This is a genomic window from Acidianus infernus, assembly GCF_009729545.1.
In the GTDB taxonomy this organism is placed as follows: Archaea; Thermoproteota; Thermoprotei_A; order Sulfolobales; family Sulfolobaceae; genus Acidianus; species Acidianus infernus.
On record NZ_WFIY01000004.1, the window covers coordinates 422,924 to 439,931 of the forward strand.

21 protein-coding genes are annotated in these 17,008 nt (G+C 34.5%); 14 read left to right on the forward strand and 7 right to left on the reverse strand.

What is annotated here, in order from left to right:
- Positions 1-13 precede the first annotated feature (13 nt).
- Genes pyrE through D1867_RS02565 form a run of 3 tightly spaced genes read left to right on the forward strand, consistent with a single transcriptional unit; the run spans position 14 to position 1,884 of the window.
- Entirely contained in the window at positions 14-595 is a 582-nt protein-coding gene (gene pyrE, locus D1867_RS02555) for an orotate phosphoribosyltransferase (RefSeq protein WP_155862674.1), read from the forward strand.
- On the forward strand, positions 582-1,241 hold the full coding sequence (locus D1867_RS02560; protein ID WP_155862675.1) for an orotidine 5'-phosphate decarboxylase / HUMPS family protein: 660 nt from the start codon (positions 582-584) through the stop codon (positions 1,239-1,241). Before pyrE ends, D1867_RS02560 begins: the two co-directional genes overlap by 14 nt.
- Positions 1,216-1,884: a hypothetical protein gene (locus tag D1867_RS02565; RefSeq protein WP_155862676.1), complete on the forward strand. Its 669-nt coding sequence runs from the start codon at positions 1,216-1,218 to the stop codon at positions 1,882-1,884. The genes D1867_RS02560 and D1867_RS02565 overlap by 26 nt, the downstream gene beginning before the upstream one ends.
- Here the strand turns inward: D1867_RS02565 and D1867_RS02570 are convergent.
- The 5 genes from D1867_RS02570 to D1867_RS02590 are packed head-to-tail and all read right to left on the reverse strand — an operon-like array spanning position 1,862 to position 5,435.
- Positions 1,862-2,869, reverse strand: coding sequence for a phosphate uptake regulator PhoU (locus D1867_RS02570; RefSeq protein WP_155862677.1), 1,008 nt, complete (start codon positions 2,867-2,869; stop codon positions 1,862-1,864). The two genes, D1867_RS02565 and D1867_RS02570, sit on opposite strands and share 23 nt — an antisense overlap.
- 16 nt (positions 2,870-2,885) lie before the next feature.
- Positions 2,886-3,377: a cell division protein CdvB3 gene (cdvB3, locus tag D1867_RS02575; RefSeq protein WP_155862678.1), complete on the reverse strand. Its 492-nt coding sequence runs from the start codon at positions 3,375-3,377 to the stop codon at positions 2,886-2,888.
- A gap of 34 nt (positions 3,378-3,411) precedes the next feature.
- Positions 3,412-3,708, reverse strand: coding sequence for a winged helix-turn-helix domain-containing protein (locus D1867_RS02580; protein WP_155862679.1), 297 nt, complete (start codon positions 3,706-3,708; stop codon positions 3,412-3,414).
- 10 nt (positions 3,709-3,718) lie between these two features.
- Positions 3,719-5,068, reverse strand: a complete 1,350-nt coding sequence (locus D1867_RS02585; protein ID WP_155862680.1) for a dihydrolipoyl dehydrogenase family protein — start codon at positions 5,066-5,068, stop codon at positions 3,719-3,721.
- Positions 5,058-5,435, reverse strand: a complete 378-nt coding sequence (locus tag D1867_RS02590; RefSeq protein ID WP_205737132.1) for a hypothetical protein — start codon at positions 5,433-5,435, stop codon at positions 5,058-5,060. The genes D1867_RS02585 and D1867_RS02590 overlap by 11 nt, the downstream gene beginning before the upstream one ends.
- Before the next feature lie 37 nt (positions 5,436-5,472).
- Between D1867_RS02590 and D1867_RS02595 the strand changes: the two genes are divergently transcribed.
- Positions 5,473-6,069, forward strand: coding sequence for a tRNA(Phe) 7-((3-amino-3-carboxypropyl)-4-demethylwyosine(37)-N(4))-methyltransferase (locus D1867_RS02595; RefSeq protein WP_240872154.1), 597 nt, complete (start codon positions 5,473-5,475; stop codon positions 6,067-6,069).
- Here D1867_RS02595 and D1867_RS02600 read toward each other — a convergent pair.
- Entirely contained in the window at positions 6,059-7,048 is a 990-nt protein-coding gene (locus D1867_RS02600) for an NOG1 family protein (protein WP_155862682.1), read from the reverse strand. The two genes, D1867_RS02595 and D1867_RS02600, sit on opposite strands and share 11 nt — an antisense overlap.
- Positions 7,042-7,380 carry a methionine--tRNA ligase subunit beta gene (gene metG / locus D1867_RS02605; protein ID WP_155862683.1) on the reverse strand — a complete coding sequence of 113 codons (339 nt, stop codon included), beginning with the start codon at positions 7,378-7,380 and terminating at the stop codon, positions 7,042-7,044. Before metG ends, D1867_RS02600 begins: the two co-directional genes overlap by 7 nt.
- A 117-nt stretch (positions 7,381-7,497) precedes the next feature.
- On the opposite strand from metG, the gene D1867_RS02610 reads away from it, so the two are divergent.
- From D1867_RS02610 to D1867_RS02655, 10 genes are all read left to right on the forward strand, one after another.
- Positions 7,498-8,205, forward strand: coding sequence for a phosphoribosylaminoimidazolesuccinocarboxamide synthase (locus D1867_RS02610; protein ID WP_155862684.1), 708 nt, complete (start codon positions 7,498-7,500; stop codon positions 8,203-8,205).
- A gap of 18 nt (positions 8,206-8,223) precedes the next feature.
- The gene (locus tag D1867_RS02615; protein ID WP_338078085.1) at positions 8,224-8,472 is read left to right on the forward strand and encodes a phosphoribosylformylglycinamidine synthase subunit PurS; all 249 of its coding nucleotides are present in this window, start codon (positions 8,224-8,226) and stop codon (positions 8,470-8,472) included.
- Positions 8,453-9,124: a phosphoribosylformylglycinamidine synthase I gene (purQ, locus tag D1867_RS02620; RefSeq protein ID WP_155862685.1), complete on the forward strand. Its 672-nt coding sequence runs from the start codon at positions 8,453-8,455 to the stop codon at positions 9,122-9,124. The genes D1867_RS02615 and purQ overlap by 20 nt, the downstream gene beginning before the upstream one ends.
- Positions 9,121-11,232, forward strand: coding sequence for a phosphoribosylformylglycinamidine synthase subunit PurL (purL, locus tag D1867_RS02625; protein ID WP_155862686.1), 2,112 nt, complete (start codon positions 9,121-9,123; stop codon positions 11,230-11,232). Before purQ ends, purL begins: the two co-directional genes overlap by 4 nt.
- Positions 11,226-12,575: an amidophosphoribosyltransferase gene (purF, locus tag D1867_RS02630; protein ID WP_338078086.1), complete on the forward strand. Its 1,350-nt coding sequence runs from the start codon at positions 11,226-11,228 to the stop codon at positions 12,573-12,575. The genes purL and purF overlap by 7 nt, the downstream gene beginning before the upstream one ends.
- Before the next feature lie 5 nt (positions 12,576-12,580).
- Positions 12,581-13,786: an amidophosphoribosyltransferase gene (locus D1867_RS02635; protein WP_155862688.1), complete on the forward strand. Its 1,206-nt coding sequence runs from the start codon at positions 12,581-12,583 to the stop codon at positions 13,784-13,786.
- Positions 13,787-15,217, forward strand: coding sequence for a phosphoribosylamine--glycine ligase (gene purD, locus D1867_RS02640; RefSeq protein WP_155862689.1), 1,431 nt, complete (start codon positions 13,787-13,789; stop codon positions 15,215-15,217).
- Positions 15,211-16,179 carry a phosphoribosylformylglycinamidine cyclo-ligase gene (gene purM / locus D1867_RS02645; protein WP_155862690.1) on the forward strand — a complete coding sequence of 323 codons (969 nt, stop codon included), beginning with the start codon at positions 15,211-15,213 and terminating at the stop codon, positions 16,177-16,179. Before purD ends, purM begins: the two co-directional genes overlap by 7 nt.
- Positions 16,180-16,237: 58 nt before the next feature.
- Positions 16,238-16,687: a hypothetical protein gene (locus tag D1867_RS02650; protein WP_048054614.1), complete on the forward strand. Its 450-nt coding sequence runs from the start codon at positions 16,238-16,240 to the stop codon at positions 16,685-16,687.
- Positions 16,688-16,778: 91 nt separating this feature from the next.
- On the forward strand, positions 16,779-16,937 hold the full coding sequence (locus D1867_RS02655; protein ID WP_240872155.1) for a ribbon-helix-helix domain-containing protein: 159 nt from the start codon (positions 16,779-16,781) through the stop codon (positions 16,935-16,937).
- Positions 16,938-17,008 lie beyond the last annotated feature (71 nt).

Sequence of the window (17,008 nt, forward strand, 5' to 3'; positions counted from 1 at the left end):
CATTATACCTAGGATGGATTTCGCGGAAAGTTTGCTACAGAGAAAATTGTTATTAATAGGAAATTTTATCTTAACTTCTGGTAAAACTAGTCCCTATTATTTAGATTTAAGGAGGTTACCTAATTATCCAGAATTTTTTACAGTAGTCGATAAGGCGATTGACGAATTAAGGAATATAAAATTTGACATGATAATCGGTATTGCAACAGGCGGTATTCCTTTAGCGTCGTTTGTTGCTTGTAAATTAGGTAAACCTATGGGTTACGTAAGGCTTGAAAAGAAAGGCTATGGAACAGATAAATTACTTGAAGCTGATGTTAAAGATAAGGAGATAGTTATAGTTGACGATGTGGCTACTACTGGAGGCTCTATAGAGAGATCTGCTGAGGAAATAATTAGAAATGGCGGTAAAGTATCTCATGCACTTGTTATAGTCGATAGAAAGGAAGGTGCAAAAGAGAGGTTAGAAAAAATGGGTATTACTCTTCATTATTTATATTCTATTCATGATATATTGAAATCCATATTGCCTAAGCTTAACGATAATGAGAGGAGAATGATCGAGGAATACTTGGTGAAGAATGTTGAAAGGTAGAATAATTTTTTCAATGGATGAGGAAATACCTCAACATGTTTTATTAAAAATAAGCGGCTATTTTCACGGAATAAAAATTGGCTACCCTTTATTATTAAGGAAAGGTATAGATGGAGTTAAAGAAATATTAAGAAAGCTAGAGATTAACGAAATAATTATGGATTTAAAATTGGCGGATATAGATAATACAATGATAAATATAGTAAAACAGTTAGATTTTGCAAATTCCTTTATAGCACATTCCTTTATAGGAATAGATGGCGCATTGGGAGAACTTAAGAATTTTCTAGATAATAATGGAAAGAAACTGTATTTGTTAGCATCAATGAGCCATAAAGGTTGGAACGACGACTTTTACCCTTATATAAAGACAGTAATAAAGAGCTTAAACCCTTATGGCATTGTAGCTCCAGCTACAAAACCCAATGTAATTAGAATTGTAAGAGATGATTTCCCAGATAAAATTATCATTTCTCCTGGAGTCGGTGCCCAAGGCGGTAAGATAGGAGACGCTTTATGTAATGGCGCAGATTATGAAATAATTGGAAGAACAATATATACTTCCTCTGATCCCGAGAATAAAGTAAAAGAGATAATTAAGATTCAAGAGGAGAAAATTAATGAGTGCAAAAAGACAAGTACTTAGTAAAAACGAAATTTCGCTAAAAATGTCAAAACTTTATGAATTACTAACAATTGCTGAAGACGCGCATGAGATACTTGGCTATCCTCCAACTACTGATTTTAATTTCATTTATGTTAAGAAAAAGACGGAAGAACTGAGCGAATATGACCTAATTAAAGAAGGAAATGCTCCTTATGAGTATAGGCAACTATATGAGAAGATTAAGGAATTATACATGGAATTTCTGGTTAAAGTTATGGCTAATTATGCTGATGAAACAATGAGGACACAAATAGAATATATAAATTTTGTTTTAAAATCCGGCGAATACGTCATATTCGAAGGAGATATAGATAAAGTAACAATGCCTATGCCAAGTGGTATTGCATCGGTTCATACACACCCTGGTATTTGTATATTTTCTGCACCAGATATAGAAACTGCAGATTCTTTATTTGTAAAGGGTTACGTAGTCATAGCAGTAATGAACAATGAGTGCATCTCTTACTTTTTAAGGAAAGGTCCTTACACTCCTGAAGATCAACAAGAATTAAGAAAACTTCAAAAGAAAGTTAAGAAGGCAAAAACTTTTGACGAACTGAAAGAAGGATACACTTCCTTTAATTCTGAGAATGTGATATTTAGAACCCCGTTGTTTTCTTAGCTATAATGTTAATGGTAGTTTCAGCCAAATCTATAGAATACCTACTTATTCTTCTAAATGAGTCTGATACTAAGAGAAGAGCCGATTTATGCTTTATATCACTATTAAGTATTTCAGAGGAGATTTGCTTATGTAAGTTAGCGAGCTCAACATCCCTTTCTATTATCTTATTTGCTATATCTCTTCTTTCATTTATAAATGATTCAAAAGCATCTTTAAAAAGCTCTAACGCTCTTTCCCCTAGTTCTACTGGCTTTGATGTATCAGTGTCTTTAACTTCAGGTATTAGGCTGGCTATTCTACTAGCATGATCAGCTATTCTTTCTATTGACTTTATTGCAGAATGAATATCAACTAGTTGCGTAATATTATATCCTTCATTTTCTAAAATTTCAAATGATGAAACACTTAGTGTGAGTTGTCTAGAAACGTAAAAATAGAACCTATCTACCTCATCGTCTCTTTCAAGGATTTCTTTAGCTATATCTTCGTCCTTGCTCTTTAGTGCTTCTATAGAATCTTTGACCATATTCTGTGCAATTGACGCTGCTCTAGTAATTGCTTTTGATATTGGTAAATCTTTCTCATTAACTAAGAATTGTACCGTGATCGCGTTAGAGTCTTCTTCTATAACTTCAGAGCCTAGAAGCCTTTTTCTGATCATGTCCTTTATTATTGTCCTATCTTCTGCCTTAAGCCTACTGCAGACGAAGGACACGGTATCATATCCTGCCATATAATATGCTATAAACTCCCTTACAGCAAATGATGGAGTAGCATTTTCACAGTTTATTATTGCCTTAGTTACTCTATTCTCTCCTTCTCTAGCCTTAGGGGATAAAATTAGCCTTAAGTTATTATCTTGGAAAATCTCAATTTCGTCTCCAGGATTCAATGAGAGTTGCTTAACCCAACTTTTTGGCAAAGAAATTATATACGTAGATCCACCAGTAAGCTGGATCTTCCTAGTTATACTACTTGGCATATGATAAGTATATAGCTCAAGTATTTATATCTATATTTTTCCCATTCTCTCTATATTTCGCTATAGTCTTCGCCTCATCTAAAACTTTTTTTGCCTCTTTAGAAGCACTTACTTTTATCTCGCTAGGAACATTTATAGCACTATAAAAACCATTATATATATCATCAACTAACGCCGAAAGTTCTGGGCTTAAGAACTCTCCATTTTTCTTTAGTTCTCTTAAAGCCTCAAGTACTGCTGGCGCGTCATTAACTATATAGCCTATATAGATTATGGTTTCAACTTTTATCTCTATGAGTTCAAGTATAATATCTAAAGTGTCAAGAAATTCTGAAATCTTTTTAAGTTGCTCTGCTTCTTTAATGTATTCTTTAGTTAGAATAGTGGAGTGAGATAAACTTGCCTGTTGAGTAAGCCTTCCTTCAATTTTTGTTTTCATAATTCTAAGCCTGCTCCTAGCGATTCTAATATCAGTAAGAACATCAGCAATGTCTCTCTTCTTTTTCATAACTGGCATATTAAGGAGAAAGATTTAAGAGAGTTTAGCCCTCTTTTTCTAACTCTTCAAGTACATCCTTAAATCTATAATAAAATGAAGTTAAACGATACACAGCTCCGTATTTTTCTCCATCCTTTATAATTATTCCGTTTTGAGTCAATACTTCTAGATGATGCATAATTGTTTTATAATCCATTCTTAAAAGAGTAGAAATTTGATTCGCGTTAAGAGAAGAATCCTCCAAAAGTCGAATAATCCTTAACCTAGTAAGACCACCTCTTGACGTAAAAAATAGAAATTTAAAAAGCTTCTTTACTTCCTTTCTTTCTCTTTCACTCATCTAGAGAACGTTAATATACTTCTCCATATTTTAGTCTTTGCATTGCTTCTGAGATTATCTCTGTAACGGTGGGATGGGAGAACAATACTTTATAAAGGTCATCTACAGTAAGTCCTGCCTCAAGCGCTAGGGACAGAGTATTTATTACTTCAGTAGCTCCCTCACCTACCATATGAGCCCCAACAATTTTATTTTCGGATACCACAATTTTCAGAAAGCCTTCTGTTTCGTTTAAAGTCCATGCTCTTGGGATATCTTCCATTTTTACCGTAATTTCTTTTCCTTCAATATTATCTTTCTTTAAGTCATCTAAAGTTTTTCCTACACTACCTATTTCTAAATCTGCGAATATAGAAATTGGAGAATATTTAGGCATCGTAGACGAAATTCCTCCTATGTTGTCTCCTGCTACTATACCTTGCTTCCATGCTTTAGTAGCAGATAAAGGCATACCTGCAACATCTCCTACGGCATAATACCTAGGATTAGAAGTTTCTGCTCTATCGTTAACTATTATGTAACCTCTCTTATCAACATTTACGTGAACAGCATTTAAGTCAAGGCCTTCAGTGTTAGGCTTCCTCCCTATAGTAATTACCGCTAAATCTCCAGAGACTTTCTCATTTGATGAAGGTAAAGTAACGTCGAAGACCACCTTATCCCCACTTTCTATGATTTTAGAATTAGCTTGCAAGTAAATTTTTACTCCTCTTTCTTCAAGTCTTTTCTTAGTTTCGTTAGCAATGTCCTTATCAAATCCTGGCAAGAGTTGAGGCATTAACTCCAAAATAGTAACGTCTTTGCCCATAGCCTTAAATAATGTAGCTAGCTCAACGCCCGCTACTCCTCCGCCTACTATTACTATCTTTTGTGGTAGAGATGGTAAGTTCATTGCTGTCCAAGGATCTAGAACGTTTTTTCCATTGAGTGGAAATGCAGGTAAAGAGATTGGAGAAGAGCCAGTAGCTATTACTATCTTATCTGCAGTATATGTTTTTCCGTTAACATCGATTTCTCCTTCTCTCTTTATTTCTCCTTTTCCTTTTATTATTGTTACGGATCTATTTTCTAAGTTTTTAATCATTTTTTCTTTTACGGTTTCTATTATCTTATCTTTAAACCTGGAAAGCTCCTCATAGTCTAAAGTGGCTGAGGCCTTGATCCAAGTTGCCTTCTTTATTTTATTAAGAATTTTTACTGCATCTATTAAAGTCTTAGAAGGTATGCATGCTCTGTTTATACACTCTCCACCTATTTCATCCTTTTCTATTATAGCAACTTTTTTACCTAGTTCTGCCGCTCTTAAAGATGCTGAATACCCTCCTACTCCTCCGCCTACTACAATTACATCAAAATCCATGCTGTCTATTTTCTCTAGAAAGTATATAGGCTTTGAGTTCTTTAATTGTTGCTAAAACATCTTTATCTTTTACAAAGCTTTCGCAGTTAATTGCTAAGTATTCTAATTCCGTGTAAACTCCATATTTGTCATGAATGTACTCTAACGAATGAGATAAGTCTAAGTAGTCTTTTACAAACTCTTTACTGCAATTTTTATATATTATTGAAAGTATTCCAAGATCCACAATTCTTCTCCTTTTCCCGTTTGTCAAAAGGACTCTAGTACCTATATCAACGTCTACCTCTTCAAATTCTATATTATCTTTTACTTCAATTTCGCTTTCTTCACTTAATTTAAACTTAGTTACTATTTCAGAAAGCTTCACAATGCTTTATAAGCTAATAAGATATATAAAATCTGGAATGGATGACTGGGAACTATGGAAGAAGAAAGCATATGAAAGAATGATTAGAGATAAAGAGATAGGATATTTGGATCCAGATATTTATGATGTGCTTGTAACATTTTTCAAGAGGGAGAAAAGTTTTACATACAGTAGCTGTAGCGGGAGAATAACTATTATTGATTCATATTTACCTTGGATTAGAAAGAATTCCACAATAATATTTAAGAACCACCTTGGAATAACAGAAGACGACGTAAAGGACATTCTAGAAAAACCACAAGTTTACAGACTTTGGCTTGTATCCCAAGGCCCTATTCTTCACGTTTATACTAAAGATTGGGAAGAAGCTTGGGATATAATAAAAATAGCTAGGAATGCCGGGTTTAAGCATTCTGGAGTATTAACCGTGAACAATAAGGGAATTTTAGTTGAATTAAAAACTGGAATAAAACTTGTTCAATTACTTAGAGAAAATTCAGAACAACAAGTAAGTGAAGATCAAATTAAAACCTTAGTTAAAATTTCCAACGAAGTACTAAAGAAAGGAAAAGATAAACTATGGGAGTTACAAAAATTAGTTGAAGAATCCTTAAAGGCCAAAGTTACTGCTTGATCATTTCAAGGACTCTCTTCTTAATTTCTTCCTTAAGCTCATCTATTCCAATGTTATTTTCCGCACTAATTTCCATGAAGTTAAGGGAGTTTTCCCTTAACATTTTACTTACTTCGTCGTATAGTTTTTCATCCTTAGAATCAATCTTATTTAAAGCAATGATCACGTTCTTGTTAAATTCTAGAATTTCTCTAAGAAGATCAAATTGCTCCTTTGGAGAATATAAGGATTGTTGAGAAATATCAAATAGGAAAACAATAATTCCGTTCAAATTCTTTATCGCGTTAATAGCCTTTCTCTCTATCTGATTTCTTTCCTTCATAGGTCTATCTAATATTCCGGGAGTGTCAATAACTTGAACTTTGACCCCGTTAATATCAAAATGTCCTACATGAATTTCTTTTGTAGTAAACGGGTAATTAGCTATTTCGGGCTTTGCGGAAGAAATCTTACTGACTAATGTGGATTTACCAACGTTTGGAGATCCAGCAATTATTACTGTAGGCATTTCTGGGTCTATACTTTTAATTTTCTTCATACTCTTAGTCACGTCAATGATCCAGTCTATACAATCTTTTCTTCTTCTGAGTAAAGAAGATACTCTACCGAAGGCTTGCCTCATTAATTTATTAGCAAGAGTTTCATCAGATTTTCTTATTTCACTAATGTATCGTTTTAAAATTGAGGAAGCAGTTAGAGAAGTTTTATTAATTATAGATAAGCAAATTTTGATATTATCGACGCTTTTTCCCGCTGTTATTTCTAATGCCTCCTTATAGAAGGGATGAAGGTTGTCTATTCTAGGAAAGCTATTTACAAAATTTAAATATCTCTTAACTTGTTCGTCGTAGTATATGAGTCTTCTAATTTCTCTATCTTTAATGCTATTTCCTGAAATTTTAGGTAATCTTCCTAAAACTATTTTTATCAAATCCTCAACTTTTGGAGGACAATTTAATTTTTCAAAAGGATTTAACATACTCTTGTTCCTGGAGGCACGTCTCCATCTACTGTTAATAATGTAGGCTTAATTCCTTTATCTTCATCTTCTTTACAACCTGCAGCGAGTATCATTCCTTGGCTTTCAAATCCTCTTATCATCTTTGGTTTTAAGTTTGCTACAACTATGACTTTTTTACCTATTAATTGTTCTGGACTGTAATACTCAGCTATTCCAGAAATTATTTGCCTTTCTTCGCTACCAAGGTCAACAATTAACTTAAGTAATCTAGTTCCTTCAATCCTTTCTGCAGATTTAATTACTCCTACTTTCAATTCTACTTTTGAAAAATCGTCAATTGAAATTTCCATGGGTTCAACTGTTCCACGCGACTTTTAACTTTATTCTTCTATTTCATTTACTTGAACAAGTAAATAATAAAGGGTAATTAGAGAAGAGTTTTTATACCGGTTGTGTAAATTAGCTGTATGGAGACGCTCATAGGAGAAGGTAAGACTAAACAGGTTTTTTCTTACGATTCCGATCACGTTCTCCTTAGATTTAAGGATACTATAACCGCGGGCGACGGAGCAAAAGTCGATATCATGGAAAATAAAGGTGTAATAAACGCTCAGACTTCTGCTTTAATTTTTAGGCTTCTTGAAAGGAACGGAATAAGAACTCACTATGTTGGCATGTACGATGAAAGGACTATGATAGCTAAGAAGCTGAAAATGATTCCTGTTGAAGTAGTTCTAAGGAATATAGCAACTGGAAGTATAGTAAAAAGGCTTCCAATAAAAGAAGGAGAGATATTTGATCCACCAATAATAGAATACTTCCTAAAGGACGACTCTATGCACGATCCAATGCTTAATTACTATCACTTAGAATATTTCAAATTAATGAACAGAAAAGAAGCAGAAGTTGTTGAAAGTGTAATGATGAGAGTTAATGAAGTTTTACGTGATGTTATCAGGAAAATGGGATTTGAGCTTTATGATTTTAAACTGGAATTCGGAAGATTAGGGAATGAGCTGATTATTGGAGATGAAATAACTTTAGACTCAATGAGGGTAAGAGATCCAAAGACTGGAAGAATTCTTGATAAGGATTTATACAGAAAGGGATACGATTTGAAGACAGTTAAAGAAGCTTATGAAGAATTCCTTTCAAAGCTGGAAAAGGTGGTTTGAACGTTTAAGGTAGAATTAATTATAATTAATAAGGAAGGAATAAGAGATCCAGAAGGAGAGGCAATAAAGAACTATATAATAAATAAAGTAACTGATAAGGTTAAAGAAGTCAAGGCTGGAAAATATCTAAGCTTTAGCGTTGATGTAAAAGAAGAGTCAGAGGCAATTGAATTAGTGAAGAAAATAGCATATGAAGATAGGTTATACAATCCTATAGTTCATAGAATTATTGTTAGGGCAGAGAAAATTGAAAACGGCAGTAATTAAATTCCCTGGAACTACTTGTGAAATTGACGTCTTAAAGGCTTTAAAAGAAGCTGGAGTGGAATCCAACATAGTAGGTTACAAGGATTTTGATCCGGATAAGTTTAATGCAGTTGTTATTCCAGGTGGTTTTAGTTTTGGAGATTATCTTAGAGCTGGAAGTATTGCTGCAAATACTGAAACAATGAAGAAAATTAAGGAAATGGCTAATGAGGGAAAAATAGTACTTGGAATATGCAATGGATTCCAAATATTGGTTGAAAGTGGATTACTAAGAGGCGCATTACTCCCTAACCTAAAAATGAGATTCATAAGTAAATGGGTTTACGTTAAGGTTGTAAGGTTTGATACTGCAATCACTAAAGGACTAGAAAAGAAAGTATTAAGAATGCCAATAGCTCACGCTGAAGGAAGATATTACCTAGATAATCTGGAAGAGGCTGAAAAACTTGCGGTGTTTAAGTACTCAGACGAGAAAGGGAATGTAAAAGAAGAAGTAAATCCTAATGGTTCAATTTTGAACATTGCTGGTATAGCAAATGAAGAGGGCAACGTTATAGGCTTAATGCCACATCCAGAGAGAGCTTCGTTCAAGTTAACTAGCCCAGATTCACAAACAGATGGTTTATTACTTCTTAGAGGGTTGAGAAAATGACCATATCCCTTTCATCTTATGAACTAGAATTAATTAAAAAGGAATTAAAAAGGGAACCAAAGGAAGAAGAATTAAAAGTAATTGATGCGCTATGGTCTGAGCATTGTTCTTATAAATCGTCTAAGGTGTTCCTAAGAAGCTTGCCAAGCGAAGGTCCAAATGTCGTTATGGGAATAGAAGATTGGCAAGATGCAGGTGCGGTAGATATTGGAGATGGCTATGCAATTGTAATGAAGGTTGAAAGTCATAATCATCCTTCGGCAATTGACCCATTTAATGGTGCAGCTACAGGAGTAGGAGGAATAATCAGGGACATAATAAGCAAGGGAGCAAGACCTATAGCGTTGTTAGATATGATAAGAGTAGGAAGTTTAAGGCATGAAAGAAATAGATGGTTATTAAAAGGCATAATAAGCGGTATAGGATTTTACGGAAATAGCATAGGAGTACCAGTAGTTGGAGGAGAGCTTTCCTTCGACGATTCTTATACTGATAATCCACTAGTTGATGTTGCCTGCGTCGGAATAGTAAGAAAGGATAAAATTATACCTAGCGTTGTTAAAAAACCTGGCTTAAAGTTAGTTTTAGCAGGTTTGACTGGAATAGACGGCTTAGGTGGAGCTTCCTTTGCTTCTAGAAAGTTAAGCGGAGAGGACGAAATAGGTGCTGTTCAAATAGCTGATCCTTTTGCAGGAAAGATAATCCTAGACGTGACTCTTGAAATAGCTGACAAGGTTGAGGCAATAAAGGACCTCGGAGGTGGAGGATTAGCAGTGGCAGTCACTGAGATGGCTAACGGGTTAGGGGCAATAGTAAACTTAGATAAAGTGCCTCTTAGGGTAAAAGGAATGAAACCTGAAGATATTATAATATCCGAAACTCAAGAAAGAATGCTTTATGCTGTAAAAGATGAAAACGTAAAAGAAGTGTGTAAGGCCTTTGAATACTATGAATATCCATGCGCCGTTATTGGTGAAATTATCGAAGAGCCTAAGATAAAATTCCTTTATGAAGGGAAAGAGGTCGTTTCGCTCCCTTCATCATTATTACTCTCTCCACCAATTTATGTATGGGGTATAAAAGAAGATGGAGAACAGAAAATCAATGAAAAACCTAACGTAAGAATAGAGGACGCCATAAGGAATATAGTTACTTCTGAAGATTTAGTAAATAAAGAATGGGCTTATTCTCAATTCGATTACGAAGTTGGTACTTCTACTGTTATAAAACCTGGAGAGGCAGATTCTGCATTATTACTCCTTCCTAACGGTAAATTCCTTGCAATAAAAGGTGATGCAAATCCTGACTTATGCGTTGAGGATTCTTACGAATGCGGTAAAGCTATATTTGCGGAAGCTTATAGGAATCTAGCTACTGTTGGAGCTAGAGGAATAGCGGCCGTAGATCATTTGCAATTTGGAGATCCTAAAAAACCAAAGGTGTATGCAAAATTTGTTGAAGCAATTAGAGGAATTTCAGAGGCTGCTAGATTCTTTAATATTCCAATAGTAGGTGGTAAGGTATCATTTTATAACGAGAATAGTAAAGGCGAACCGATAAAGCCAACGCCACTGATAGTCATGGCAGGCCTTTCAGATAAACCTTTTAGGCCTTCAATAGAGGAGGGTCTGGATATAGTTCTTATAGGGATTACGAGAGACGAAATGAGAGCTTCACTATTTACTAAAATCTTTGGACAATATGGCAAATTGCCTAAAGCTAGACTTTCTGAAGATTTAATTTCGAGTGAAATTGTTATACAAGGAATACATGAAGGAAAGATCACTTATGCAAAAGACATTTCTAAGGGAGGATTAATAGGAGCTTTATGGAGTATAATAACTAAGGGATACTCAGTTTCTATCTCAACAGATGCTATTATTACTGCTGAAGACATTTACTCAAAGCTATTTTCAGAGAATGGAGGAAGGTTTATAGTATTAACTAATGATTCACAATTCTTTACGAGACTCGCAGAAAAGAAAGGAACTATTGCTAGAGTAATTGGTAAAGTTACTAAAGGATCTGGAATTTATATTGATTCAGATTATTATGATTTATCCAAGGAAATAGATATTTATAACAATTATTTGGAGGCGAGATTATGAAAATTAAGGAGAACTGCGGAATATTTGCCACCATAGGAGAGAATTCTGTAAAATATACATATGAGGGACTTAAATTGTTACAACATAGAGGCCAAGAATCTGCAGGAATATCTTACGTAGAGGATGGAATTAAGACTATAAAAGGCTTAGGCCTTGTAGAGGAAGCCTTAAATGAGAGGGAAGTTTTACAGATTAAATCAAAATTTAGCATAGGACATGTAAGATATTCTACCACTGGAAAAACTACTTTGCAGGAAGCACAGCCTTTAAACAATGAGAAACTTTCGATAGCATTTAATGGAACTATTGCAAATTATTTTGAGTTTGGAAATTATTCTACTGACACTGAATTCATTCTAGATTTCCTATCTAAGGACGTTAAGGAGGGTAAAGATATTGTATATGCTATAAAGCATTTTATGGATGTAGCAGATGGTGCATACTCAATGGTTATTTTAGATGATAAAAATAGAATTTTAGCAGTTAGAGATCCTAAAGGCTTCAGACCATTAGTAATGGGTAAAATTGGAGAAAATATAGTTTTCTCTTCAGAAGATTCGGCAATAAAACAACTAGGAGGAAATGTGATCAGGGACGTCTTGCCTGGAGAAATAATTCTGGTTAATCCTGACGGTAAAATTCTAAGTGATAAAGTTCCATCTACAAGTTTCCATACTTGTGCATTTGAGTACATTTACTTCTCAAGGGCTGATAGTAAAATTGACGGAGTTTCAGTTTATATGTCGAGAATAAGGCTTGGGGAGATTCTAGCTAAAAACCATCCTGCTAAAGCTGATATTGTAGTTCCAGTCCCTGAGTCATCTAGGCCTATTGCGATTGGCTATTCAAAGGAGAGCAAAATTCCGCTAGAAGAAGCCCTAATAAGGACTATAGTGTCTAAAAGGTCATTTATAATGCCTACTAATGATAAGAGGAAATCCGTGCTTGAGGAAAAGTTTGGGATTGTTGAAGATGTAGTTAAAGGTAAGAGAATTGTTCTTATAGACGATTCAATAGTTAGGGGTAATACTATGAAGAGAATAATCACGTTATTAAGAAATTCTGGTGCAGAAGAGATTCACGTGAGAGTTGGTTCTCCTATGATAAAATATCCTTGCTACATGGGAATCGATTTCCCAAGTAGGAGTGAGTTGATAGCCTCAAATAAAAATGAGGATGAAATTGCCAAAATTCTAGGGGCGGATAGCATAGAATATTTAACCGTAGACGAAATGAAAAAGGCAATAGGTAGAGATAGTTTATGCACTGCTTGCTTTACTGGTATATATCCTCTTAAGAGAAACTATCCCTTACAGGTTATGGAAAGCGTATTTAATAGGTGATAAAAATGGCAGGAATAGTAGGAATTTTGGCATTTGATAAAATTTGGAATATCTCGAAGTTTATGAAATACTCATTGATGGGGTTACAGCATAGGGGTTATTCTAGCTCTGGATACGCTATACTTAACGACAAAATATCATCTGGTCATTTCTCTTCTCCTCCAGAAGATATAGAAATTAACGAACACGGTTGGGCAGGAATAGGTTATACTGGGAGTAAAGGAGAATATCCAATGGTTTTCGATGACGTTGCTTTGGTCATAGATGGAGTAATAAAAGAAGATCCTAAACTAGTTGCAGATAAGATATTATCAAGTCCCGAGGGTTTAAAAGACGTAAGAGGGGCGTTCTCTTTAATAGCTCTTACTTCAGAAGGTAAGATAATTGCATATCGCGATGAAAGTGGACTTAAGCCTTTAGCAATAGGTGGTTTTGGTTTTGATATGGCAATTATAGCGTCTGAAATGACTGCAATGAGCGTTATAGGTGGGGAATTTAGGAGAGAAATAAATCCTGGCGAAATGATAATTCTTGATAAATACAATATAGAAAGTAAAAAATTGAAAGAACCTAGAAAAAGCTACTGCTCAATTGAATATATTTATCAGGCTAGAATTGACAGTTTCGTAAATGAGAAATCCATCTATGAATTAAGAATAAGAATTGGCGAAGAACTTGCGAGGGAGAGACCAATAGATGCTGACACAGTAATAGGAGTTCCAGACACTGCAATTCCTTTTGCTATAGGTTACTCTAGAGTTACTGGAATACCGTTAGACTTAGGATTCACAAGAACTGGAAGCCCTATAAGGACAATGTTAGCCTCTAACGATTTTATGAAAATAGTAGGAGTACAGTTAAAGCTTAATGTCATAAAATCAGCTGTATTTGGTAAAAGAGTAATATTAATCGACGATTCTATGGTTACGGGAACAACTCTAAAGAACACCATATTTAGCCTAAGAAAGATGGGTGCTAAAGAAGTTCACGTACTTATAGGAAGCCCTAAATTGATTTCTTACTGTCCATATGGAGTAGAAGTTCCTCAATCTTCAGAATTAATAGCTGCAAATCTAAGTGAAGAAGAGATAGCTAAAGTTTTAGGGGCTGATTCAATTTATTGGTTAAGTATAGATGGACTTTACAAAGTCATAGGAAGCAAACAACTATGCTTAGGTTGTATGTTAAATTCCTATCCTAAGGTGATTTAAATGAATAAGAAGAAAGTACTTCTAATAGGTGATGGCGCTAGAGAGAACGCCTTAGCAGAAGCCTTATCAAATAACAAGGTATTTGCAATTTCAACTTTCATAAATCCTGGAATAAAAAATGTAGTTGAAAGGACGGGAGGAAAGTACTTCGTAGGAAATATTAATTCTAAGGACTTTGTAAAAGAGATAATAAAGCAAGTTAACCCAGACTTTGGCGTAATAGGACCAGAAGATCCGTTATTTCATGGGGTCTCTAATGCGTTTTATGAAGAAGGAATTCCAGTTGTAGGTCCAATTGATAAAGATGCTATGATTGAAAAATCTAAGGTTTGGATGAGGCAGTTAATGTGGAAATATAAAATTCCTGGCAGGTTAAGGTTCAAATCTTTTTCAAATCTAGCCGAAGCAGCAAAATTTATTCTAGATTATGGCGGTTCTGTAGCAATAAAGCCTTCAGAGCAAGTAGGAGGAAAGGGAGTGAAGGTAGTAGCAGATATTCAAGCTTACTTATCTAACGAGAAAAGGCAGGCATTAAGCAAGAGTGTTGATGAAATTGGTAAATACGTAGTTGACGACGAAGTTAAAATCATAATTGAAGAAAGAGTAGACGGTCCCGAATACACTCTCCATGTTTTAACTGACGGCACTTCTTATTTGCCCTTACCTTTAGCTCAAGATTATAAACACGCCTATCAAGATGGAATAGGTCCAGAAACTGGAGGAATGGGCTCAATATCAGGTCCTAAGAATTTACTTCCATTTATAAATGAAGAAGAGTACGAGAGAAGTTTCAACATTGTCAAGATGACTGCAGAAGCAATAGAAAAAGAAACTGGGGAGAAATATAAGGGATTCTTATCTGGACAAATGATGCTGACAGATTTGTGGGGTCCTACAATTATTGAGTATTATTCTAGATTAGGGGATCCAGAGGCTTCAGCAATAATTCCTAGGATAAAGAATTTCGGTGAAATTTTAGAACTGATGGCTGAAGGTAAATTATCTAAGGCAAAAATTGACCTCATTGAAGAACCCAGTGTAGTTAGAGCTATTGCACCTTATGGATATCCTCTAAATAAATCTTTAGCTAAAGGCCAAAAATTCTATGTGGATTTACAAAAAATAAAGGAAAAAGGATGTATATTATACTTTGGCTCTATTGCTCTCGAAGGAAACGAATTAATAGCTCAAGGTTCTAGAGCCTTAGAACTAGTAGCCTTTGGAGATTTTAATGAGGCGAGCAAAAAGCTAGACGAGTGCATGGCGTATATTTCGAGTGATAGGAAAATGATTTACAGAACTGATATAGGCAGAAGTATAAACGAAATGATAGAGAAGGCAGAAATAGTTAGATATGCCTATAAGAATAGAGAAAAGAACGGAATTTTAGGGGTTTCTGCTGACTGGTCTCCCAATGGTGGTTTATGGTGAGTGAATACAAAAAAGCTGGAGTAGATTTAAATAAAATTAAAGAAATTCATGAATATATTGCTAAGGAGATTTCGTCAACGTATAGGAATGTTTTGTTGGGGGCAGGGCACTATTCTGGAGTAATAAATTATAATGGAATAAAATTAGCTTTACACACTGACGGCGTTGGAACTAAGACTCTTTTAGCGCTTAAATCAGGGATATTTGAACCAGTAGGTATTGATTGCGTTGCCATGAACGTTAACGATTTAGTTTCTATAGGAGCAAGGCCATTAGCGTTAGTTGATTATCTTGCAATGGAAAAACCAATGGACGACGTAGTAAAGGGAGTAATGAAAGGCTTAGTTAAAGGTGCTATTGAGTCTGAAGCAGAAATAGTTGGAGGTGAAACTGCTATAATGAAAGATGTAATAAACGGTTTCGATTTATCGTGTACTGCATTAGGAGTTGTAGATGAGATAAAAGATGGACATGATGTTAAGCCCGGGGATGTAATACTTGGTTTAAGAAGTAATGGTATTCATTCAAACGGATATTCTTTAGTTAGAAAATTAATAGACGATGGAAAGATTTCGTTTGAGGATTGGAAAGAAGAGATTATGAAGCCTACTAAAATATACGTTAAACCTATACTTTCAGTTTTACCAATGATAAAGGCCGCCGCTCATATAACTGGTGGTTCATTTTCTAAGCTTAGGAGGATAACGAATTATCATATAGAACTTAAAATGCCAGAACCACAGGATATATTCAAAGAAATTGAGAAAGCCGGAGTCTCTCACGAGGAAATGTATAAAGTTTTCAACATGGGCATTGGTATGGTTGTTTTCACCTCTCCAGAGTATAAGGACGATGTAATGAAAAATATTCAGAAATTCGTCGAAGTTTATGAAATTGGAAAAGTTTCAGAAGGTAGTGGTATAACAATCTTTACATATAAGAACGCTGTTCTCTATTTATAGAATTTAATGAATACCTTTTAAACTCTAAATCATAATGTTCTGTCTGGTGACTATACATATGAAACCAATAGATATGAAATCTTTAATAAATTATGTAGCTTTAAAAATATTAGGAGGAAGCGACTATCTATTAAATGCTCTAGAGGAATACTTAGTTAATGGCGAAGGCCCGGCAATAGTCGCACATAGATATAATATATCAAAGCATCAACTTAGAGGCTATGCTCAAAGGATTATTGAAAAGAGCGGTAGCGAGTGTAGAGCAAAGAAAATTATTCCGATACTTAAGCAAATTTCAGTTGACGTTAAACCTATTATTACTAGAGATGAAAATGGAGTTTATACATGCACAATATGCAATACAATAGTTGCTAGAGAAGATGCGGAAGAGCACGTAAGAAAGTATCATAAAGACCAACTCACTCTTGCAATTAAGAGTATGATGGAGAAATTAGACGAGATAAGAGCTAAGAAAGCCAAAGCCGTAATACTTACATCAGCAAGTTAAACTGAAGCAAATTTTATTTAAGATCTATTTATTTTGATCCATCTTTCATCAAACCTAAATCCTTTTTTATTACCTTAACATTCTTGATAAAATGATTATTATGAGGAAAGTAATTAGTGTAAGATTAAAAGAAGAGCTGGTAAGAGAAGTTGACAGAAAATATAAAGAATTAGGCTTCGATAATAGAACGGAGTTCATAAAAGAAGCACTAAAATTCTATTTAACTAAGAAGCTTGGTAAAATTTCATAAAAGTTTAGTTAGATCTATATATAGAGATTTTTAAGGCAATCCTTCAACATTACCTCTATAGAGAAATACGT